The organism is Sphingomonas sp. LY29 (genome assembly GCF_035593985.1).
Classification (GTDB): Bacteria; Pseudomonadota; Alphaproteobacteria; order Sphingomonadales; family Sphingomonadaceae; genus Sphingomicrobium.
This window is the reverse complement of the sequence record NZ_CP141587.1, coordinates 723,222-742,345: the sequence shown is the minus strand read 5'-3', so window position 1 is coordinate 742,345 and position 19,124 is coordinate 723,222. Positions and strand designations below refer to the sequence as shown.

The following is a 19,124-nucleotide window of genomic DNA, read 5'->3' as shown; positions in this document are numbered from 1 at the left end:
GAAATTAAAGTCGCTGTTCCAACAATTTACGTCAAAAAATAATATATTTTCAGATCGGCATCCATTCGAAAACTATGCCGTATCTTTTAGCCAAGTTCATTGATCTAAAGTAGTAATTGAGGGGTCAATGACGTCCGGCGATGCCGTCGTTTCCAAGCAGCCGATTGACCCGGGTGGTGAGCGTGTCGACTGCGAAGGGCTTGGTCAGAACTTCCATACCGTGGCCGATGTGTCCGTGGCTCAGGACCGCATTCTCGGCGTAGCCGGTGATGAAAAGGATCTTGAGGTCGGGGCGAAGCGCCCGCGCGGCGTCGGCGACCTGACGACCGTTGAGGCCGTTCGGAAGCCCGACGTCGGTGATCAGAAGGTCGATCCGCGCGTCGGATTCGATGATCCGCAAGCCTTCGACTCCGTCCTCGGCCTCCAGACAGGCAAGGCCATGTTCTTCCAGCGCATCCACAACCAGCATGCGGACGACGGGCTCGTCGTCGATGACGAGGACGGTCTCGCCGTCTCGGACATTGATCTGTTCGAAATTGGGCTGGCTCGCGTCCGTTGATTCTTCGCGTCCGACATGGCGAGGCAGGTAGATGCAGACCATCGTCCCCTGACCGAGTTCGCTGTAGACGCGGACGTGGCCGTTCGATTGACGGGCAAAGCCGTAGACCATCGACAGGCCGAGCCCGGTGCCTTCGCCGATCGGCTTGGTCGTGAAGAAGGGATCGAACACGCGCGGCAGGACGTCTTTGGCGATGCCGGTGCCGGTGTCGCTTACGCAGATGCTGACATACTGCCCCGCATCGAGACCGTGCTGCTTCGCTGCGCGCTGGTCGAGCCAGCGGTTGCCCGTCTCGATCGTAATCCGTCCACCGGTCGGCATCGCGTCGCGCGCGTTGATGCACAGGTTGAGGATCGCGTTTTCGAGCTGGTTGGGATCGACCATCGTCAGCCAGAGGCTGCTGGCAAGGACGGTCTCGACCTCGATCCCCGGGCCGACCGTGCGCTGCACCAGTTCGACGAGATCATTCATCAGCGAGTTGACGCCCATCGGTTTCGGCGAAAGCGTCTGCCGCCGCGCGAACGCAAGCAGGCGGTGCGTGAGCGCCGCAGCGCGTCGAGCAGCACCTTGTCCCGCCGCCAGATATTTGTCGACGTCGGCGGTGCGGCCCTGGGCAAGGCGGGTCGCGATCATCTCGAACGAGCCCGAAATCCCCGCCAGCAGATTGTTGAAGTCATGCGCGAGGCCACCGGTCAGCTGGCCGACCGCCTCCATCTTGTGTGCTTGGCGGAGCGCTTCCTCGGCCTCGACCAAGCGCTCCTGCTCGCGCAGTCGGTCGGTCACGTCGAACACGAACTGGAACGCACCGATCTGCTGATCGTTCGGATCCTTCAGGACGCCGAACCGCATTTCATACGATCGCCGTGCGCGTCCCGGATCGCCGAATTCGGCGATCTCGACGAACTCCTCGCCCGCCAGCGCGCGCGACCATACCGAAAGGATGTCGGCAAGATTGTTCGGCTGATCGGCGAGAACGTCCTTTACCGATTGGCCGACCTCGGGACGAACGCCATAGATCTTCTCGAATTCGGATGCCGATGCGGAATTGATCGCGAGCCAGCGGTAATCCCGGTCCATCACCTGGACGAAGGCGGCGGTCCCCTCGACGATGTCTGCAAGAACGGCGCGCTCGGCCATCGCCTGCTTCACCCGTTCCTCCAGCGTCCGATTGAGGTCCTGCAACGCAACCTCGGCGGTCCTGCGCGCGGTGAGGTCCTGAAACAGGACTGCGACCTGTTTGAGCTCTGGCGGCTCGATCCTGAACGCAGACAGGTTGAGGTAGCGACCGGTGGCGACCAGCTCCTGCTCGAAGCGAATCGGCTCTCCGGTGCGGAGCACTTCGCCATAACGGGCTACCCAGGAATCGGCTTCGTCCGGCACCATTTCGCGCAGTTTCTGGCCGACGACGTTGGGAATGCCCGCATGGCGGGCATAAGCGCCATTCGCCTCGATGTGGATGTAGTCGCTTAACGGGCCGTGCGGACCATCGAAGAATTCGATGATGCAAAAGCCCTCGTCCATTTCTTCGAACAGCTTGCGGTAACGCTCTTCGGGGGCAGGGGCGATCGAGGGAATCTGCTGGTCGGTGGCGCCGCGTGCCGCGCCCGTTTCATCGCTCATTGACTGCCCTTGTTCGCAAATCTTTTGCTGCCCAACGCGCTCGCCACGAAAAAGGGCCGAGGCGTCGCCGCCCCGGCCCTGTTTCTAACGGTCGATCGGTCAGGCGATCAAGCGCCCGCCATCTCCGAGGTGTCGACCTTGACGCCCGGGCCCATCGAGGAGCTGAGCGCGACCTTGCGGACATACTTGCCCTTGGCGCCGGTCGGCTTGGCCTTGACGATGGCATCGACGAACGCGTCGAAGTTCGCCTTGATGTCCGCCTGCGGGAAGCTCGCCTTGCCGATGCCGGCATGGATGATACCAGCCTTCTCGACGCGGAACTCGACCTGGCCCGACTTGGCGTCCTTGACGGCCTGGCCGACGTTCGGCGTGACCGTGCCGAGCTTCGGGTTCGGCATCATGCCCTTGGGGCCGAGAACTTTACCGAGGCGACCGACGATCCCCATCATGTCGGGGGTGGCGATGACGCGATCGAAGTCGCTGCGTCCGCCCTGGATTTCTTCCATCAGGTCTTCCGCACCGACGACTTCGGCGCCGGCCTTGGTCGCTTCCTCGGCCTTGTCGCCGCGCGCGAACACCGCGACGCGAACGTCCTTGCCGGTGCCCTTGGGGAGGTTGACGACGCCGCGGACCATCTGGTCGGCGTGGCGCGGGTCGACGCCCAGGTTGATCGCGATTTCGACGCTCTCGTCGAACTTCGACGTCGCCAGGCTCTGAACGAGGCTGATCGCTTCGTCGATCGGGTAGAGCTTCATCGGCTCGACCTTGCCGTCGAGGGCCTTCTGCTTCTTGGTCAGCTTTGCCATGTCCTTAGCCCTCCACAACCTGGAGGCCCATCGCGCGGGCCGAACCTTCGATGATCTTCGTCGCCGCGTCGATGTCGTTGGCGTTGAGATCCTTCATCTTCATCTCGGCGATCTCGCTGAGCTGCGAGCGCTTGATGGTGCCTGCCGAAACCTTGCCCGGCTCCTTCGAGCCCGACTTCAGCTTCGCGGCCTTCTTCAGAAGGAAGCTCGCCGGCGGGGTCTTCGTCACGAACGAGAAGCTGCGGTCGGCATAGACGGTGATGACCGTCGGAACCGGAGCCGACTTTTCGATGTCCTGCGTCGCGGCGTTGAACGCCTTGCAGAATTCCATGATGTTGACGCCGCGCTGACCCAAGGCAGGGCCGATCGGCGGGGAGGGATTGGCGGTGCCGGCCGGCACCTGCAGCTTGATATAGCCGGTAATCTTTTTGGCCATGTGTCTCACTCTGTAGGGGGCGCGCCGACGGATCGAGGCGCCCGGTTCAAGTTTAGCGGTCCAGACGGCAACGCGAACGCTGCCTCCCGCAATTCCCAATGCGATGCGTTGGAAGCGCGCGCCCTTAGCGCAAGCGATCCGCTTTGCCTAGTAGCCGGTGTGGAGCGGTCTGCCTTTACCGACGGCGCCCGGGAGCCTATCGCTGGCGCTTACTTCCATCATGATCCACCGCGTGGGCCCTGTCGGCCTTCCATTTTACATGCCGATTTTCAAGGTGCCCAAGAATATGAAGAATGACGGTTCGACTTTCCAGGAACGCCTAGCACGCGCCGCCGCCGCGAAGCAGGCGGCGCTCGACAAGCTCCGTTCGAAGCCGGCGATCGACCCCGCCGTGTTGGCCGAACGCAATGCCGCCCGCGCGGCGCGCGAAGCCGCCCAGGCCGAGAAGAATGCAGCGCGCGCTGCCGAACGCGAACAGGCGAAGCAGGACAAGCTCTTGAAGGCCGCCCAAGCCGCCGCCAAGCCGGCAGCGCCGACCGAGGCGGAATTGAAGGCGGCTCGCGACGCGCGCTACGCAGCACGGAAGAACCGCAAGTAAGCGCATCGCCGGCGACGGAAGGGATCATCATGTCGAAGAAAAGTCCCGCCAAGCTTGATGTGCGGCTTGCGGTCCCGGCCGACGTGCCGGGCGTCCTGTCGCTGATCAGCCGCGCCTATCCCAACGTCGAAAATTACAGCGCGGGCCAGGTCCGGGGCCAGATCAACAATTTCCCGGAAGGCCAGTTTGTCGCGGTGCTCGACGGAGTCATCGTTGGTTATGCGGCATCGTCGCGCATCGACGAGGCGGTGGCTCTCGCGCCGCACGACTGGGCAACCATCAGCGGCAACGGCTTCGGCAGCCGCCACGATGCGACCGGCGACTGGCTCTACGGGATTGAAATGGTGGTCGACGAACGCCAGCGGGGCCTGCGGATCGGTAAGCGCCTGTACGACGCGCGCCGGGCGCTCGCCGAGCGCCTGGAACTTCGCGGAATCGTTTTCGGTGGCCGGATGCCCGGCTACCTCCGCGCCAAGTCGAAAGTGGCCGGGCCGGAAGAATATCTCGCCGAAGTGCGCGAGGGGAAGTTTCGCGATCAGGTGATCGGCTTCCAGATTGCGAATGGCTTCAACCCGATCGGCGTGCTTCGCGACTATCTGCCGTTCGACAAGGCATCGGGCGGGTTCGCCGCGCACATGGTGTGGCGCAACCCTTACGTCGATCCCAATGAACCGCCGGCATTCCGCGTCCCGCGCGACGTCGAGGGGGTGCGCCTCGCGACCGTTCAACTGCAGGCGAGGGCGGTCGAGAATTTCGAGGAGTTCGTGAAGAACGTCGAATATTTCGTCGACGTTGCCGCCGATTACCGTTCCGACTTCGTCGTCTTTCCCGAACTGTTCACGCTCTCGCTATTGTCGTTCGAGAAGGACAATCTGTCGCCGATGGAGGCGATCGATCGCCTGACCGAGCATCGCGCGCCGATCGTCGCCGAGCTTTCGCGGATGGCGCTTCGCTACAACATCAACATCGTCGGCGGATCGCACCCTACCCGGACCGAAGACGGCAGCATCCAGAATGTCGCCTACGTCTGCCTGCGCGATGGATCGGTCCACTCGCAGGAGAAGATCCACCCGACGCCGAACGAGGCCTATTGGTGGAAGATCAAGGGCGGAAGCTCGGTCGACGTCATCCAGACCGACATAGGGCCGATTGGCGTCCTGATCTGTTACGACAGCGAGTTTCCCGAACTGGCGCGGCGGCTGGTCGACGAGGGTGCGCGGATCATCTTCGTGCCGTTCTGCACCGACAACAAGCAGGGCTATATGCGCGTACGCTATTGCGCCCAGGCCCGCGCCATCGAGAACCAATGCTACGTCGTCCTGTCGGGCAACGTCGGCAATCTGCCCGGCGTCGACAACATGGACATTCAATACGCGCAATCCTGTATTCTCACGCCCTGCGATTTTCCGTTTGCGCGCGACGGCATCGCCGCGGAGGCGAGCGAGAACATCGAAACGCTGACCATCGCCGACGTCAATCTGGCCGACCTGACATGGGCGCGAGCGGAAGGGACTGTCCGCAATCTCGCCGACCGACGCTTCGACCTTTACCGCATCGACTGGAAGAAGGGGCGGCGTGGGGAAAATGGATCGCCGGACGCCCTGCCGACGGGATCTCGGTCGCCAGGCGGCGGCTAGACGTCGTCCCTAGCGGACCAATTCCCAGGCATATCCGGTCGCCAGCGCAGCCTGCGCCCCGAACAGCATGGCCACCAGCATGATGTCACTGGCCTTGTCGACGATTTCTTGAAGCAGGGTGGTCGCCATGCCCAAACTTTGCCTTGCGCACGGTGAAGAATTCCCTAAAGGCCTGCGTTAATTCTCCATTTTCCATTCCGGTTTGCAGCCGACGTTAACGATTTGATAATGCGCGTCTCCTAGCTCGGTCGATGCCGAGTCTGTAAAAACTATGTCCTCTCCCCACGATACCGCCACCACCGACCGCCGTCCGGTCGACATCCCGATCGGGATGAACCCGCCTGCGCACCGTTTCCGTGACGGTCGTCGGGGCGGGGGCGACGTGTTGCGCGAGCGCCGTCGATTCTACGTGCCGGTCGGCGCCAAATTCCTCGTCGCTTTAATCCTCGCGACGGCTTGGCTGGTGTTCAGCGTGATCGTGTCGCGCCCGTGGCTCGAGGATCTGTCCGCCCTGAGCCATCCGTTGGTTGCGCTCTTCTGCCTCACCTTCATCGCCTACGCCCCCGGCTTTATGAACGCGTTCCTGATCGTGTCGCTGCTGCTCGACCGGCGCCCGCCGCGCCTTCGGCTCGATCATTATCCGGGCCTCACCATCCTGGTGGCGGCGTATCAGGAGGAGCGCACGATCATTCACACGCTCGCCAGCCTGGCGAGGGAGCGGTATCCCGGAGAGATCGAAATCCTCGTGCTCAATGATGGATCGACCGACCGAACCGCCGAGCAGGCCGAGCGCGGGCGGACGGGCCTCCATTATCCGAGCAATGTGACGCTGCGGATCATCAACTATGCCGAGAACCGCGGCAAGGCGGCGGTTCTGAACAGCGGCCTGCAGGAGGCCAGTCATTCGCTGATCGTGACTGTCGATGCGGACACGCGTCTCCGCGCCGACAGCCTGACGAAGATCGTCGAGCGTTATGAGGCGGACCCGCCCGAAACGCGCGCGGTCGCTGGCGCGATCCTGGTGGGGAACTCGCGCGATTCGATGATGGCCGGTCTCCAGGAATGGGACTATTTCCACGGCATCGCCGCGGTGAAGCGCATGCAGAGCATGTATCACGGCACGCTGGTCGCGCAGGGCGCCTTTTCGATCTACGACCGCGATGCGTTGATTGAAATCGGCGGCTGGCCCGAGTGTGTCGGCGAAGACATCGTGATGACCTGGGCCCTGCTGAAGCGCGGCTATCGCACCGGCTATGCCGAGGATGCGGTCGCGTTCACCAGCGCGCCGACAACCTACCGGCAGTTCGCTCATCAGCGCCGTCGCTGGGCGCGGGGGCTGATCGAAGCATTCCACCATCACAAGGGGCTGACGGTAAAGCCGCGGCTGTCCACCATGTTCATCTGGTGGAACGTGCTGTTCCTGCCGATGGACCTCGTGTTCACGCTCGTCTTCATTCCGGGCGTCATCGTCGCCTTCTTCGGTCTGTTCTGGATCGCGGGACCGATGACATTGCTGACGCTTCCGCTGGCCGCCCTGTGGAACATCATCATCTATCGCATCCAGAAGCGCATGTTCCGCGAGTCCGGGCTGAAAGTCCGCCAGAACTACCGCGCTTTGCTGCTCTACATCGTCGGCTATGCCGTGCTGATGCAGCCGGTGTCGCTGTGGGGATATGTCTCCGAGCTGATCGGCCGCCAGAAAAAATGGGGAACGAAATGACCGTCAAACTGGCCTTGATCCTTGGGCTCCTCGCCGCGCCAGCAGTGTCACAGGAACGCGCAGAGCCTCGGCACGCGGTCGGCGCCGACATCACCTATTCCAGCGACGCCGACGATACTGAGGTCGTTCGCGCAGGCGTAAACCTCGACCTTAAGTATCGCGATCCGGACAGCTACGCCGGTTTCCGGATCGAGCGTCTTCGCTATTCGCCGTCTGGCGGTAACCGCGATCATGACACGCGAGTCTATTTGCGTCTCGCCGACCGGTTGGGTGACTGGAAATACCGCACGTCGGTCGGCACCGACGGCGACACAGTCGTCGGCAGCGCGTCCATCAACAACGAAGCGCCGCTGCGGCAGGAATATTTCATCGAACGCGACAAGATCGAGACGCCGATCGGCGTGTCGCGCGGGCTTTATTACACCTTCGGAGGAGCCGCGGTCGACGTGCCGCTGGGCGACACGACGCAGGCGACGCTGCTTGGCGGATTGCAGGAATTCACCGGAGACAATGTCCGCGTCCACCTGCGCGGCAACCTAATTCAGGTGCTGAAGTCGGAGTGGGGGCTCAGCGCGCAGCTCCGTACCCGTTACTTCCGCAACAGCGACCCTAACGAATATGATTATTACTCGCCGCGCTGGTATGCCGAGGCACTTCCAGTCCTGCAGGTTCGGCGTTTCACGGGTGGCTGGCGCCTGCTTGCCGCTGGCGGCCTGGGCGCTCAGCGTGACAGCGCGTCAGGCTGGCGCGCATCGCGCTACCTCAATCTTCGCGCCGACCGCCCCGCACTGGTTGCCGGATGGGGAGCGACAGGGGAGATCGTCTACACCAGCACGCCGATCACCAACTCGGGCGATTACCATTATGTCCGCGCGAACCTTGGGATCACGCGCGCCTTTTGATGCGCTTCAGCGGTCGCGTCGGCCGAGCAGCAGATAACTGCTGTCGAACTCCGCAACGGCGGCCAACTGCTTCCAGTCGCGCACTTCGATCTGGGCGTCGAAACGGTTGGAACGACCGCGACCACCGCTGATCAATCCTTCCTCCCGCATCTGCTGGAAGGTGCGATTGAGATGCACCGTCGTGATGCCGAGCAGTTCAGCCAGTTGGTCCTGCGTCATTGCCAGGTCGAACCGATCCCGACTGCCTCGGTGCATCGTCTCCAATCTCAGCCCGACTTCGCAGAGCAGGTGCGCGAACCGCTGCCGCGCCGAGCTTCCGCCCAGCATGCTGACCCACTTCGACAGGATCGACGCATCGACGACGGTGTCGCGCCAGATCGCCATGCCGATCGCGGGTCGGCGGTGGAAGAGTTCCTCCAGCTGAGCGTGCGGCACGCGGAAGATCGCGCATTCCGACAAGGCAGTGATGCCCCATCCAGCGACCGGAAAAGCCACCGAATGAAGGTCGCACATGTCACCCGGCAAATAGATCGCGGTCGCACGCCGCTCGCCGTTTGCAAGCCAGTCGCTTCGCCCGACCAAGCCCGCCTGTACAAGGCAGGCGAAATCGACGTGCTGATCGGGCACCACCAGATCCTGTCGTGCCGGAATGGTGGACAAGGGCGCATCGATGCTCAGCAATGCGTCGATGTCTGCTTGCGACAGCGTGTTGCGAAGAAGGAGGCGGCGAAGGAAAAGCTCAAGCGGCCGTTGCATCTTGATGGGCGACCTCCGGTCGGAAACTCTCGGCGAGCCTAGGACAGCTTGGGCCGATCAGGAAGCAGGGTCGGAACGCCGCGGTCGCGGCTTGATCAGCCCCCGACGAAGGCCGATCGAGCGGATGGCTTCCTGAGTGCGGCCAAGCTGCTTTGCGATTTCAGGGACGGTGCGGCCCGAAGCGAACAAGTCCGCCAATTCGCGAGTCGCTTCGTCGGTCCAGCTCGCACCATGGTTGTGCTTGCCCGTCATGGGATCGGTCGCCATCGACTTCAGTTCGACTGGCCGAGGGACGCGGCACCATAGCTGGGACTCTCGCGCACGATCTCCAGGCTATGCTTCACCATATTGTCGATCAGGGCGTCATATCGCTCGGCAAGCGTCGAATGGATGCGACGTATCATCGGATCGGCGGCTTCGCGGGCCCGCTCATGCTCTTGCGCAGAACGCAGCCGGTAATAGGCCAAAGTAGTATCGTCGATCGGCTGGCGCTCGCGCATGGTCGATAAGTCCCCTCGTCGGGCTGGAACGCTACGAGCCCGGAACACGGAGATACCGGCGGCCATCCCGCGCGAATATCACCTAGATTATATTGGTCCAAAAAGCGAACAAAGAGGGAAAACCAGGACGCCAAAGCAAAAAAAGGGCGGCCCGAAAGCCGCCCTCGAAACTTGCATTGCAGACGCGATTACTTGACGCGCTCGACCTGCTCGAACTCGAGTTCGACCGGGGTCGCACGACCGAAGATCGACACGCTGACCTTGACCCGGCCACGGTCGAAATCGAGTTCCTCGACGACGCCGTTGAAGCTTGCGAACGGACCGTCGAGCACCTTGACCGCATCGCCGATCTCGTAGTCGACCTTGATCTTCTGCTTGGGGCTCGCCGCGGCCGTCTCGTCCTTGGTATCGAGCATGCGCGCAGCCTGCGCGTCGGGGATCGCCTGCGGCTTGCCGTTCGGACCGAGGAAGCCGGTTACCTTCGGCGTGTTCTTGACGAGGTGATACACGTCGTCGTTCATGCCCAGCTTCGCCAGCACGTAGCCCGGCATGAACTTGCGTTCCGACTGGACCTTCTTGCCGCGCTTGACCTCGGTGATCGTTTCGGTCGGAACCTCGACCGCCTCGACCAAGGTTTCGAGGCCGAGGCGCTTGGCCTCGCTCATGATCGAGTCGCGGACCTTATTCTCAAAGCCGGAATAAGCGTGGATGATGTACCAGCGGGACATGTCGTTCCTTGTATATTAGCCGAGCAGGCTGATCAGCCACTGGACGATCGCGCTGAATGCGGAATCGACCCCGAAGAAGAAGATTGCCAGCAGCGTGGTCATGATCAGGACCATGATCGCGGTGGTGCGGGTTTCCTTCATCGACGGCCAGACGACCTTGCGGCCTTCGGCGCGGACCTGATTGACGAATTCGCCCGGGGAAACCTTTGCCACTTGTCGTCCCATCTCGAAGCTTAAAAAAAGGAGGCCCGCGGCGCGCCGCTAGACCTCTTGATTGCCTCATAGCGCGAAGCGGTCCGATGACGCAAGCGGCGGCTGGCAGGGGCAGGGGGACTCGAACCCACGACCCTCGGTTTTGGAGACCGATGCTCTACCAACTGAGCTATACCCCTAAGCCGATCCGCGACCTAATGCGGCGGCGATGCATGCGCAAGAGCGTCGCACCGGAAAACCGCCGCCAGACCGTCAGGCGGCGACGTCGAACGGCTGGATCTCTCCGCTAAGATAGAGATTGCGCGCCTTCGTGCGGGACAGTTTGCCCGACGAGGTGCGCGGCAGGCTGCGCGGCGGGATCAATTCGACAACGGGTGATATACCGGTGATCGCGCGGACCCGCTCGCGAATATCGTCGCGAAGCCGGCTGCGCTCGCCGGCGTCGCTGACGCGGCAATGAACCAGCACGGCGGGCGTTTCCTCGCCCGACGGGCCCGTGATTGCGAATGCCGCAATGTCGCCCGACTTGAACCCGGGAAGCTGCTCGACCGCCCATTCGATGTCCTGCGGCCAATGGTTGCGGCCGTTGATGATGATCATGTCCTTGGCGCGGCCGACGATGAAGATGTAGCCGTTGGACAGGTAACCCATATCGCCGGTGTCGAGCCAGCCGCCCACCATGCAGGCCGCGGTGGATTCGGGATCGCGGAAATAGCCTTCCATAATCGAGGTACCACGCACCCAGACCTTGCCGATCGACCGGTCGGCGAGAATGTCGCCGTCGGCGCCGCGCACTTCGATCTCCATGCCTTCGACGGGCTTCCCGCAATTGACGATGGCGCGATAGCGACGCGGGCGTTCCTGCGCGGGCGTGCCGACGCCCGATAATTCGCTCTCTTCGACGAGCTCGAGCCGAATGCCTTCACCGGGCGGCATGATCGACACCGCCAGCGTCGCCTCGGCGAGGCCGTAGCTCGGACAGAAGGCCTGCGCCTTGAAGCCTGCGTCGGCGAAACTGTCGACGAACGCCTGCATGACGTCGGGGCGGATCATGTCGGCGCCGTTGCCGGCAATGCGCCAGCGCGACAGGTCGAAGCGATCCGCGGCGCGGGTCTGCGACGACATGCGGCGCGAGCAGATGTCGTAACCGAAGGTCGGCGAGTAGGACAGGGTTGTGCCCGGATTGCGGCTGACGAGGTCGAGCCAGGCGAGCGGCCGACGCGCGAAATCCTCGGTTTTCAGATAGTCGACGCTGATCTGGTTGGCGATCGGCGACAGCATGCAGCCGACCAGCCCCATGTCATGGTACCAGGGTAGCCACGAGACGACGCGGTCGGTGTCCTGAACCTCGACGCCGATGCTGTGGGCGCGAAGGTTGTCGAGCAGCGCGCGATGGCTGACGGCGACGCCGTGCGGGAAGCGGGTCGAGCCGCTGCTATACTGTAGATAGCCGATGTCCTGTCCCGACGCCTGCGGCAGGTCGACCGATGAGGGCTCGACGCCCGAAAGGTCGGTCCAATCGAGCGCCTTGATCCCCTTGCGCTCGGCCGCTGCCGTCGCGAAGTCCGCGAGTTCGGGCGGGAATAGAAAGAGGCTGGGATCGCTGCTGGTGAGCATGACCACCAATTGATCGACATAGGCATCTCGGCCACCGAAGCTGGTCGGGAGCGGCAAGGGCACGGGCCAGAGGCCGGCGTAGATGGCGCCGAAGAAGCAGGCAGCGAACTCGGGACCGGTTTCCGCGACGAGGGCAAGGCGATCGCCCGGCTTGAAGCCCATCGACACGAAGCGCCGGGCAAGATCGACCGCGTCGTCGCGAAGATCGGAATAGGGATAGCTGCGGAGCAGGGTGCCGCGCGCATCGTGGAAATTCATCCCGCGAGCGCCGGTGGCGGCATAATCGAGCGCTTCGCCGAGTGTGGCGAAATCAGCCATTCGACGCGGCAAGGCGTCGATCGTCGGAGTGTAGCCGTCGGGCGCGAGAGCGCCATGGGCGGAGTTGGCGTCGATCGTCTGGCCGTCGGGCACTCTTATTGTCCTGTCCATTGTCGCAAGGCCGAACAAATTGCGTCAGCCACAACGGCGCCCAATCGTGGCATCCGCACTTTGCGTGATGCTGGGGGAGTGTGGCACAAACAAGGCCATGACCGACCGACGGCAGCCCAGGGTACGCCCCCCGATCGACCAAGCGAAGCTGGACGAGATGGCGCTATCCTACGTCGGCCGCTTCGCGACGAGCAGGGCGAAATTGCTGACGTACCTGAAGCGAAAGCTCCGCGAACGCGGGTGGGCTGCGGCGACGCCGCCCGACCTAGACGCGCTAGCCGACAAGATGGTGCGGAACGGCTATGTAGACGATCGTGCGTTCGCGGTTTCGAAGGCGAGAACACTGACCGCGCGGGGTTACGGCATCGGCCGGGTCCGCCAGGCGCTGCACGGCGCAGGGATCGGCGAAAATGACGGTGAAGAAGCGCGCGAACTGGCACAGGGGGCGGCGCTGGACGCTGCGATCCGCTTCGCGCAACGTCGTCGCCTTGGACCCTATGCCACCGCCACGCCCGATCCGAAATCACGCGAGCGGGGACTGGCGGCGATGCTTCGAGCGGGTCATTCGATGACGCTGGCCCGCAGGATCATGGACTGTCCGCCAGGGCGGGAAAGCGCACTCCGAGAGTTTCACGAAAATTAACGCTAATTAACATTAATGTCGGTTTCACGACACAGAAGCTCGTGATATACCGCGCGTATGGGCGTTGTAGTTCCGAAACGAATTCCTCGATGAACATGAGCGAACCGCAACTCGCGAGCGAACTTCCGTTGCCGGAAGGCCAGCATTGTTCGGGTCGCGTCAAATGGTTCGACGCCACGCGCGGCTTTGGCTTCCTCATCTCCGAGGATTGCGAAGGCGACATCCTCATCCACTTCAGCCTGCTCAAGGAGCATGGTCGCCGTTCGGTCCCCGAGGGGGCGACGATCGAATGCATTGCCGCGCACCAGGACAGGGGCTTCCAGGCGCTCAAGATATTGTCGATCGATCTGTCGACGGCCTTGCCGATGGCCGTCGCACCGGTCCATGCTACGGTCGAGCGCGCGGATCGAAAGGCTTTGGCCGATACCGCGGGCGAGTATGAGCCGGTGGAGGTCAAATGGTTCAATCGCGTCAAGGGTTACGGCTTCCTGTGCAAGCCGGGCGAGTCCGAGTCGGGCGAGGACATCTTCGTGCACATGGAGACGGTCCGACTGTCGCACATCATCGACCTGGAGCCGGGACAATTGCTGGAAGCGCGGGTCGCGTCCGGGAAGAAGGGCCTGACCGCGGTCGAGCTGCGCCTGGCCGGTTGATCGCCGCAGCCTTTGCGATGGCGTTTGGCGGAGCGCTCGCCGCCTGCCAACCGACGACCAGTCCTGCCGAATTGGGTCCGTCCGCCGCCGGGCTCGACCAAGTTCCCCTGACGGTGACCTCGGGCAATCGGACCCACCGGTTCGTCGTTGAAGTCGCGCGGACTGAAGAGCAGCAGGCCATGGGCTTGATGAACCGGTCCTCGCTCGCGCCCGACCGCGGGATGATTTTCCCGTTCGCCCAGCCGCGGCCGGCCAGCTTCTGGATGAAGAACACGCTGATCCCGCTCGACATCATTTTTGTTCGTTCGGACGGCACGATTGCCAACGTTGCGGCGAATACCGTTCCACTGTCGCTGGAGCCGGTCCTGTCGGAAGGCACGGTCGGCTCCGTGCTCGAACTCGCCGGCGGCCGGGCCGAAGAACTTGGGATCAGGGCGGGGGACAAGGTCGCCTGGACCGATTGATCGGCACGGCGCTGCAGTTCAGGCGCCGCGCTTGCCTATCCATTCGCTTCGGGGCAAAGGCTCTCGCCCATGGGACTTTTCGCAAACGCCTTCACCTGGTGGAATGGCGCCTCTTGGGGCACCAGCCTGTTCTCGCGCCGTCACGGCGAGGAGGTCGGTCGCGACGATGCTGGGAATATTTATTTCCGGCACCGCAAGGACCCCCACCGTCGTTGGGTGATGTACGATGGACCCAACGACAGCAGCCGTGTCCCCCCGGGCTGGAATGCGTGGCTGCGGGGCACCATCGACGACATTCCTGAAAAGTCGCTGCCGCCCCGTCGCCCGTTCGAACAGGCGCCAAGCGTCAATCTGACTGGAACGCCGAACGCATATCGGCCCGGCGGATCGCTGGCGCGTGGCGGCGTTCGCCCGATCGCGACCGGAGACTATGAGGCCTGGAAGCCCGAATAAGGTGGCTGCTCGTTTCAGCATCGTCGCGGCGGCAGTCGCGATCAGCGCGCTGGCCGGATGCGACCGCGCCGCACCGGGCTATGACGCACAAGCCAATTCAAGCGCCACCGCTGAACTGCCCCGCGCCCCGGTCGACGCCACGCAGGTTACGCCGATGGCGGAGCGGGTCGCGGTTCTCGGCGTGCTCAACAAGCGCAACGGGATCGTCCGCGATCTCGTCCTGAAGCCGGGCCAGTCGGCACGGATCAAGGACGTCACGGTTCGCCTGCGCGCCTGTGAAACCACCGCGCCATGGGAAGCGGAAAAGCTGACCGGCGCCTTCGTCCATGTCGACGTGCAGCGGTCCGATGGTCAGTGGGTGCGTCGCTTCTCCGGGTGGCTGTACAAGGAAAGCCCGTCGCTGAACGTGGTCGAGGATACCGTCTACGACGTCTGGCCCAAGAGCTGCGCGATGAACTGGCCCGCAGGTCCCGAAGCGCCCGCAACGCCCTCCGCCTCGAGCAACCGGTCAAGCGCCTCGAACTCGGCGCCGTCGCGCCGTGCCGCCCCCAGGGCGTCAACCACGCGCGAAACCGGCCCGGAAGAAGCCGCACCGGCGCCCGCTCCGGCGACGCCCGCGCCCGGGCCTCTGGTTCCAGTGCCCAGCACGACACCCAGCAACCCGACGTAATCGTCGCGGCTGACCGTCACTGCGCCGAGCGAGGCAAGGTGATCCGTCATAAATTGGCAATCGAGTAGGCCGAAGCCGCCAACCCGCAGTCTTGCGATAAGCCAGGCGAGCGCGACTTTCGACGCATCGGCTTCGCGGCTGAACATCGATTCGCCGAAGAAGGCGCCGCCCAGCCTTACGCCATAGAGCCCGCCAACCAGTCGATCGTCTCGCCAGCATTCGATCGAATGAGCATGCCCCGCCGCATGAAGGCCTAGCGTCGCGCGTTCGATTGTTGGATTGATCCATGTCTCGTCGCGTTTGGCGCACGCGAGCACGACATCGTGGAAAGCGCGGTCGCGCGTCACCGTGAAGCGACCCGACCTGATCCGTTTCCTGAGCGACCCCGACAGGATGAAGCGATCAATCGGCAGGATCGCGCGGGTGCGCGGCTCGACCCAGAATACATCTTCGGCATCGCGGCTGTCGGCCATGGGGAAGATCCCCGCGGCATATCCTTGCAGAAGCGTACGGGGATCGAGCAGGTCGCTCACAGGATTTCGAGCACCTTTTCCTGCGGACGGCAGAGTCGAACGCCCTTGTCCGTCTCGACCAGCGGCCGATTGATCAGGATCGGGTTCGCCACCATCAGCTCAAGCAGTTCATGGTCAGGGATTTCGCGATCCCTCAGGTCCAGTTCCTCGGCCAAATCTTCCTTTGCACGCAGACCATCGCGGGCGCTCATCCCGGCGCGCTGGTACAGACGGGCGAGTTCCTCCGCTGTCGGCGGATGAGCCAAATAGTCGATGATTGTGACGTCAGCCCCATTTTCGTTGAGGATTCCGAGCGTCATGCGTGACGTTCCGCAGCGCGGATTATGATAGATGGTCGCCTTCATTCGAGATCCGTTCAGGTGAATGTCTGCACATCATAGCGGAGCGTAAAATAGGGGACCAGTTCTGCCGAGCCAATGTCCTTACGGAAGCGATTCGGAACCTGTTGGGGGCAGTGTCGTTGGGCGGACGTGACATGTGCCGCATGCCGGGGGCTCTCGTTCCAGGCGCACACGGTCCGTAGAACGATATAGGGAGTCAGAATATGCAGAAGTCGATGATGGCGATCATGCTCGCCAGCGCAGTGTCGCTCAGCGCGTGCGCAACCAGTGATCCGATGGCCGGCGATATCGCGCAGGGCGCGGCAGTCGGCGCAGCCGGCGGCGCGGCGATCGGCGCGGTCGTTCCGGGCGTCAACGTGATCGAAGGTGCGGCCATTGGCGCCGGCATCGGCGGTCTCGCCGGCGCGGTTTGGGCCGACAACAATAACGACGGCTATGCCGACGGCTACGTGCAGAACGGCCAATATTATGCCGGCACCCCGTCGGGCTACGATCCCACGCTGCGTCGCGTCGCGACCGGTGCCCTTGGCGGCGCCGCTCTCGGTGCGGCTGCCGGCGCGCTGATCCCGGGCCTTGGCATCCTTGAAGGCGCTGTCGTCGGCGCCGCCCTCGGCGGTGTCGCTGGCGCGGTCTGGGCCGACAACGATCGCGACGGTCGCGTCGACGGTTACGTCCAGAACGGCCAGTACTACCAGGGTGCCCCGCAGGGCTACGACCCGAACATGGCGCCGGCTCCGGCACCGATGTCGTCGGGCGAACGCGGCTAAATGCCGAACAGGATCGTCAAACGATGGTCCAGCATTCCCGCCGGGTGCCCCGTGCGCCCGGCGGGTTTTGCATTGGCGCTGTGCCTGTCGATTTTCGCGGCGCAACCCGCCTTGGCGGCTTCGACGGCAGCGCAAGATCTGGAGACGGCCCGGCCCGTCCGGCCGATGTGGTTCGTACCCGGAGACGATCGCGCGGCTTATGCACTGATCGACCAATTGGATTCTTCGCGGCTCGACGGACTCGATCCTCGCCGCTTCAACACGCGCAGTCTGATACGCGCCGTGCGCGATGCCGAACGCGGTGATCCGCGTGCAATGGTCGCTGCGGAAACCATGCTCAACCGCGCGTTGGTTGTTTACGCCGCTTCGCTTCGAAGCCGTTCCAGCAGCGAGTGGAAGATTATCGACAAGGCAGCGGTCCCTTCGGTGCCAAGCGCATCAGCCCTGCTGTCGCAGGCGGCTGCGGCGCCCTCGCTGACCGCATGGATCGAAGCGATGCCGTATATGCATCACAGCTATGGTGAGATGCGGCGGGCGCTCCTTGATGCGCAGCAGCAAGGCGACGATCGCGCCGTCCAGCTTTTGCGTATCAATCTCGACCGCGCGCGCATGTTGCCGGGCAGCGGCGGCCGCTACGTCCTCATGAATGCGGCCGCGCAGCGCCTGTATATGTACGAGAACGGCAAGGTCGTTGACTCGATGCGGGTCGTCGTTGGCAAGCCGCAGCAGCCGACGCCGATGATGGCCGCGTTGATCCGCTATACCGCCACCAACCCTTACTGGAACGTCCCCGCTGACCTGACCGCCGAGCGAATCGCTCCCAACGTGGTCAAGGAGGGGCTCGGATATCTTAAGGACCGCGGGTACGTCGTGCTGTCCGACTATGGCGACGAGGCGACGCAGGTCGATCCCTCGACGATTAATTGGGAAGCCGTTGCCGCCGGCAAGATCCAGCTCCGCGTCCGCCAAAATCCGGGACCGCACAATTCGATGGGTCGGATGAAGTTCATGTTCCCGAACAGCGACGGCGTATATTTGCACGACACGCCGAACAAGGAATTGCTGAGCGAGGCATCGCGCCTGTTTAGCGGCGGCTGCGTGCGGCTCGAGGATGCTCCTCGTCTGGCGAAATGGCTGTACGGCAAGCCGTTGAAGATTCCGACTGGTGGGAAGCCCGAGCAGAAGGTCGATCTTGAACGGCCCGTTCCCGTTTATCTCGCCTATCTGACCGCGGTGCCGAGTGGCAGCGAAGTGGTCTATTATGAGGACATCTACGGTAAGGACAGTGCGCGCCTCGCCGCGATGGAATCGCCCCGCGTCGCCGCCCGCTAGTCGCGGTCAAAACCGCTGCCAGGTTGCGACATAGTATAGTCCGACGCTGATTGGATTGCCGGCCATGTCGCGGGCCGGCGCCCAGCGCATTCTCGGTTCGAGGATGTCACACAGGGCTGAATCAACGTCGGGATTGCCACTGCTGTTGGCGATACTGCAACGCACGACGCGCCCGTCTTCACCGATCTGCAGCGCAAGCCGGGCGCGACCCGGAGAGAAAGCTTGCCCGCGCAGCGAGCGATAGTCGGCCCGGGTCAATCCGCCGGACAGCAGTCGCGCCTCGCTGCCGATCCCGCCTCCCGAACCGTTTCCGCCGGCACCTCGGCCGGTGCCGCTCCCGCCCGCGCCCGGACCGGTTCCGGCGCTTGCCGCACCGGCGGTCGCGGCCAATCCCGTCCCGGCGATCGGTGCCGCCGGAACTGGCGGTGGTGTCGGCAGGCGGATCGGCGGATCTGGCGCGACGATTGGAGACGGTTCGGCCTTCTTGCCCGCCGCACCTTCCTCTTCACGCGCTCGACCGGGATCGGATTGCACGGGGGGCGGCGGAGGCGGCACCGCGATGTCGATCAGGACCGTCGGCGGGGGGCGGACCGGCGCCGCTGGCGTCGTGCCTCGGATCGCAAGCAGGGCGCCGAGCGCGGCGTGAACTGCCACCACTGCGGCAATCGCCTTGGCCCGGTCGGACCGCGAAGGCTGGGCTCTGTAGATACTCATGGACGCGCATCGAAAACGCCCGATGCGGGCGAA

The 19,124-nt window shown here is 63.6% G+C and carries 22 protein-coding genes, 1 tRNA gene and 1 pseudogene; 11 read left to right on the top strand and 13 right to left on the bottom strand.

The features are described from left to right. Nucleotides 1-124: 124 nt before the first annotated feature. The 3 genes from SH584_RS03740 to rplK form a co-directional block, all read right to left on the bottom strand. Nucleotides 125-2,179, bottom strand: coding sequence for an ATP-binding protein (locus tag SH584_RS03740; RefSeq protein WP_473964674.1), 2,055 nt, complete (start codon nucleotides 2,177-2,179; stop codon nucleotides 125-127). 107 nt (nucleotides 2,180-2,286) lie between these two features. Beyond that, nucleotides 2,287-2,985, bottom strand: coding sequence for a 50S ribosomal protein L1 (gene rplA, locus SH584_RS03735; protein ID WP_322842520.1), 699 nt, complete (start codon nucleotides 2,983-2,985; stop codon nucleotides 2,287-2,289). A gap of 4 nt (nucleotides 2,986-2,989) precedes the next feature. After that, nucleotides 2,990-3,421 carry a 50S ribosomal protein L11 gene (rplK, locus tag SH584_RS03730; protein ID WP_322842519.1) on the bottom strand — a complete coding sequence of 144 codons (432 nt, stop codon included), beginning with the start codon at nucleotides 3,419-3,421 and terminating at the stop codon, nucleotides 2,990-2,992. A gap of 259 nt (nucleotides 3,422-3,680) precedes the next feature. On the opposite strand from rplK, the gene SH584_RS03725 reads away from it, so the two are divergent. From SH584_RS03725 to SH584_RS03710, 4 genes are all read left to right on the top strand, one after another. Continuing rightward, nucleotides 3,681-4,019, top strand: coding sequence for a DUF6481 family protein (locus SH584_RS03725; protein ID WP_322842518.1), 339 nt, complete (start codon nucleotides 3,681-3,683; stop codon nucleotides 4,017-4,019). A gap of 29 nt (nucleotides 4,020-4,048) precedes the next feature. Beyond that, nucleotides 4,049-5,656: a bifunctional GNAT family N-acetyltransferase/carbon-nitrogen hydrolase family protein gene (locus tag SH584_RS03720; protein ID WP_322842517.1), complete on the top strand. Its 1,608-nt coding sequence runs from the start codon at nucleotides 4,049-4,051 to the stop codon at nucleotides 5,654-5,656. 271 nt (nucleotides 5,657-5,927) lie between these two features. Continuing rightward, nucleotides 5,928-7,376 carry a glycosyltransferase family 2 protein gene (locus tag SH584_RS03715; RefSeq protein ID WP_324808654.1) on the top strand — a complete coding sequence of 483 codons (1,449 nt, stop codon included), beginning with the start codon at nucleotides 5,928-5,930 and terminating at the stop codon, nucleotides 7,374-7,376. Beyond that, a complete protein-coding gene (locus SH584_RS03710; RefSeq protein WP_322842515.1) occupies nucleotides 7,373-8,278 on the top strand; it encodes a hypothetical protein in 906 nt (301 codons plus the stop codon). The genes SH584_RS03715 and SH584_RS03710 overlap by 4 nt, the downstream gene beginning before the upstream one ends. A 6-nt stretch (nucleotides 8,279-8,284) precedes the next feature. On the opposite strand, the gene SH584_RS03705 is transcribed toward SH584_RS03710, so the two are convergent. The 7 genes from SH584_RS03705 to SH584_RS03675 all read right to left on the bottom strand — a co-directional run bounded on the left by SH584_RS03705 (nucleotide 8,285) and on the right by SH584_RS03675 (nucleotide 12,410). Beyond that, nucleotides 8,285-9,034 carry a Crp/Fnr family transcriptional regulator gene (locus SH584_RS03705; RefSeq protein WP_322842514.1) on the bottom strand — a complete coding sequence of 250 codons (750 nt, stop codon included), beginning with the start codon at nucleotides 9,032-9,034 and terminating at the stop codon, nucleotides 8,285-8,287. A 57-nt stretch (nucleotides 9,035-9,091) separates the two neighbouring features. Next, nucleotides 9,092-9,301, bottom strand: coding sequence for a hypothetical protein (locus SH584_RS03700; protein ID WP_324808651.1), 210 nt, complete (start codon nucleotides 9,299-9,301; stop codon nucleotides 9,092-9,094). 5 nt (nucleotides 9,302-9,306) lie between these two features. After that, nucleotides 9,307-9,534, bottom strand: coding sequence for a hypothetical protein (locus SH584_RS03695; protein WP_324808649.1), 228 nt, complete (start codon nucleotides 9,532-9,534; stop codon nucleotides 9,307-9,309). 188 nt (nucleotides 9,535-9,722) lie between these two features. Next, complete coding sequence (gene nusG, locus SH584_RS03690) at nucleotides 9,723-10,262, bottom strand: transcription termination/antitermination protein NusG (RefSeq protein ID WP_322842511.1); 540 nt, start codon at nucleotides 10,260-10,262, stop codon at nucleotides 9,723-9,725. A 15-nt stretch (nucleotides 10,263-10,277) separates the two neighbouring features. Further along, nucleotides 10,278-10,475: a preprotein translocase subunit SecE gene (gene secE / locus SH584_RS03685; RefSeq protein ID WP_322842510.1), complete on the bottom strand. Its 198-nt coding sequence runs from the start codon at nucleotides 10,473-10,475 to the stop codon at nucleotides 10,278-10,280. 103 nt (nucleotides 10,476-10,578) lie between these two features. Next, a tRNA-Trp gene (locus SH584_RS03680) sits at nucleotides 10,579-10,654 on the bottom strand. Between the two features lie 73 nt (nucleotides 10,655-10,727). Further along, nucleotides 10,728-12,410 carry a fatty acyl-AMP ligase gene (locus SH584_RS03675; RefSeq protein ID WP_416222294.1) on the bottom strand — a complete coding sequence of 561 codons (1,683 nt, stop codon included), beginning with the start codon at nucleotides 12,408-12,410 and terminating at the stop codon, nucleotides 10,728-10,730. A 208-nt stretch (nucleotides 12,411-12,618) separates the two neighbouring features. Here SH584_RS03675 and SH584_RS03670 point away from each other — a divergent pair, with 208 nt between their 5' ends. The 5 genes and pseudogenes from SH584_RS03670 to SH584_RS03650 form a co-directional block, all read left to right on the top strand. Further along, complete coding sequence (locus SH584_RS03670) at nucleotides 12,619-13,164, top strand: regulatory protein RecX (protein ID WP_322842509.1); 546 nt, start codon at nucleotides 12,619-12,621, stop codon at nucleotides 13,162-13,164. An 89-nt stretch (nucleotides 13,165-13,253) separates the two neighbouring features. Beyond that, a complete protein-coding gene (locus SH584_RS03665; RefSeq protein WP_324808645.1) occupies nucleotides 13,254-13,817 on the top strand; it encodes a cold-shock protein in 564 nt (187 codons plus the stop codon). 17 nt (nucleotides 13,818-13,834) lie between these two features. Then, on the top strand, nucleotides 13,835-14,281 hold the full coding sequence (locus SH584_RS03660; protein WP_324808643.1) for a DUF192 domain-containing protein: 447 nt from the start codon (nucleotides 13,835-13,837) through the stop codon (nucleotides 14,279-14,281). A gap of 69 nt (nucleotides 14,282-14,350) precedes the next feature. Continuing rightward, nucleotides 14,351-14,734, top strand: coding sequence for an NADH:ubiquinone oxidoreductase subunit NDUFA12 (locus SH584_RS03655; RefSeq protein ID WP_324808641.1), 384 nt, complete (start codon nucleotides 14,351-14,353; stop codon nucleotides 14,732-14,734). Then, nucleotides 14,712-15,122: pseudogene (locus SH584_RS03650) on the top strand (DUF2155 domain-containing protein); the annotation flags it as partial. The gene SH584_RS03655 and the pseudogene SH584_RS03650, both read left to right, overlap by 23 nt. Nucleotides 15,123-15,157: 35 nt before the next feature. On the opposite strand, the gene aat reads toward SH584_RS03650, so the two are convergent. Together aat and arsC are read right to left on the bottom strand one after the other, a co-directional pair. Continuing rightward, nucleotides 15,158-15,937, bottom strand: a complete 780-nt coding sequence (gene aat / locus SH584_RS03645; RefSeq protein ID WP_324808639.1) for a leucyl/phenylalanyl-tRNA--protein transferase — start codon at nucleotides 15,935-15,937, stop codon at nucleotides 15,158-15,160. Then, the gene (gene arsC / locus SH584_RS03640) at nucleotides 15,934-16,281 is read right to left on the bottom strand and encodes an arsenate reductase (glutaredoxin) (RefSeq protein ID WP_324808637.1); all 348 of its coding nucleotides are present in this window, start codon (nucleotides 16,279-16,281) and stop codon (nucleotides 15,934-15,936) included. Before arsC ends, aat begins: the two co-directional genes overlap by 4 nt. A gap of 200 nt (nucleotides 16,282-16,481) precedes the next feature. Between arsC and SH584_RS03635 the strand changes: the two genes are divergently transcribed. Both SH584_RS03635 and SH584_RS03630 read left to right on the top strand, forming a co-directional pair. Next, nucleotides 16,482-17,045, top strand: a complete 564-nt coding sequence (locus SH584_RS03635) for a glycine zipper domain-containing protein (protein ID WP_322842503.1) — start codon at nucleotides 16,482-16,484, stop codon at nucleotides 17,043-17,045. 111 nt (nucleotides 17,046-17,156) lie between these two features. After that, entirely contained in the window at nucleotides 17,157-18,377 is a 1,221-nt protein-coding gene (locus SH584_RS03630; protein WP_324808635.1) for a L,D-transpeptidase family protein, read from the top strand. A 6-nt stretch (nucleotides 18,378-18,383) separates the two neighbouring features. Here the strand turns inward: SH584_RS03630 and SH584_RS03625 are convergent, their stop codons facing one another. Then, nucleotides 18,384-19,091 carry an energy transducer TonB gene (locus tag SH584_RS03625; RefSeq protein ID WP_324808633.1) on the bottom strand — a complete coding sequence of 236 codons (708 nt, stop codon included), beginning with the start codon at nucleotides 19,089-19,091 and terminating at the stop codon, nucleotides 18,384-18,386. Nucleotides 19,092-19,124 lie beyond the last annotated feature (33 nt).

Excerpts from the sequence above, each read along its gene's own strand:
- SH584_RS03740 (WP_473964674.1), bottom strand. The coding sequence starts at position 2,179 with ATGAGCGATGAAACGGGCGCGGCACGCGGCGCCACCGACCAGCAGATT.
- rplA (WP_322842520.1), bottom strand. The coding sequence starts at position 2,985 with ATGGCAAAGCTGACCAAGAAGCAGAAGGCCCTCGACGGCAAGGTCGAG.
- rplK (WP_322842519.1), bottom strand. The coding sequence starts at position 3,421 with ATGGCCAAAAAGATTACCGGCTATATCAAGCTGCAGGTGCCGGCCGGC.
- SH584_RS03725 (WP_322842518.1), top strand. The coding sequence starts at position 3,681 with ATGCCGATTTTCAAGGTGCCCAAGAATATGAAGAATGACGGTTCGACT.
- SH584_RS03720 (WP_322842517.1), top strand. The coding sequence starts at position 4,049 with ATGTCGAAGAAAAGTCCCGCCAAGCTTGATGTGCGGCTTGCGGTCCCG.
- SH584_RS03715 (WP_324808654.1), top strand. The coding sequence starts at position 5,928 with ATGTCCTCTCCCCACGATACCGCCACCACCGACCGCCGTCCGGTCGAC.
- SH584_RS03710 (WP_322842515.1), top strand. The coding sequence starts at position 7,373 with ATGACCGTCAAACTGGCCTTGATCCTTGGGCTCCTCGCCGCGCCAGCA.
- SH584_RS03705 (WP_322842514.1), bottom strand. The coding sequence starts at position 9,034 with ATGCAACGGCCGCTTGAGCTTTTCCTTCGCCGCCTCCTTCTTCGCAAC.
- SH584_RS03700 (WP_324808651.1), bottom strand. The coding sequence starts at position 9,301 with ATGGCGACCGATCCCATGACGGGCAAGCACAACCATGGTGCGAGCTGG.
- SH584_RS03695 (WP_324808649.1), bottom strand. The coding sequence starts at position 9,534 with ATGCGCGAGCGCCAGCCGATCGACGATACTACTTTGGCCTATTACCGG.
- nusG (WP_322842511.1), bottom strand. The coding sequence starts at position 10,262 with ATGTCCCGCTGGTACATCATCCACGCTTATTCCGGCTTTGAGAATAAG.
- SH584_RS03675 (WP_416222294.1), bottom strand. The coding sequence starts at position 12,410 with ATGGCTGATTTCGCCACACTCGGCGAAGCGCTCGATTATGCCGCCACC.
- SH584_RS03670 (WP_322842509.1), top strand. The coding sequence starts at position 12,619 with ATGACCGACCGACGGCAGCCCAGGGTACGCCCCCCGATCGACCAAGCG.
- SH584_RS03665 (WP_324808645.1), top strand. The coding sequence starts at position 13,254 with ATGAACATGAGCGAACCGCAACTCGCGAGCGAACTTCCGTTGCCGGAA.
- SH584_RS03660 (WP_324808643.1), top strand. The coding sequence starts at position 13,835 with ATGGCGTTTGGCGGAGCGCTCGCCGCCTGCCAACCGACGACCAGTCCT.
- SH584_RS03655 (WP_324808641.1), top strand. The coding sequence starts at position 14,351 with ATGGGACTTTTCGCAAACGCCTTCACCTGGTGGAATGGCGCCTCTTGG.
- arsC (WP_324808637.1), bottom strand. The coding sequence starts at position 16,281 with ATGAAGGCGACCATCTATCATAATCCGCGCTGCGGAACGTCACGCATG.
- SH584_RS03635 (WP_322842503.1), top strand. The coding sequence starts at position 16,482 with ATGCAGAAGTCGATGATGGCGATCATGCTCGCCAGCGCAGTGTCGCTC.
- SH584_RS03625 (WP_324808633.1), bottom strand. The coding sequence starts at position 19,091 with ATGAGTATCTACAGAGCCCAGCCTTCGCGGTCCGACCGGGCCAAGGCG.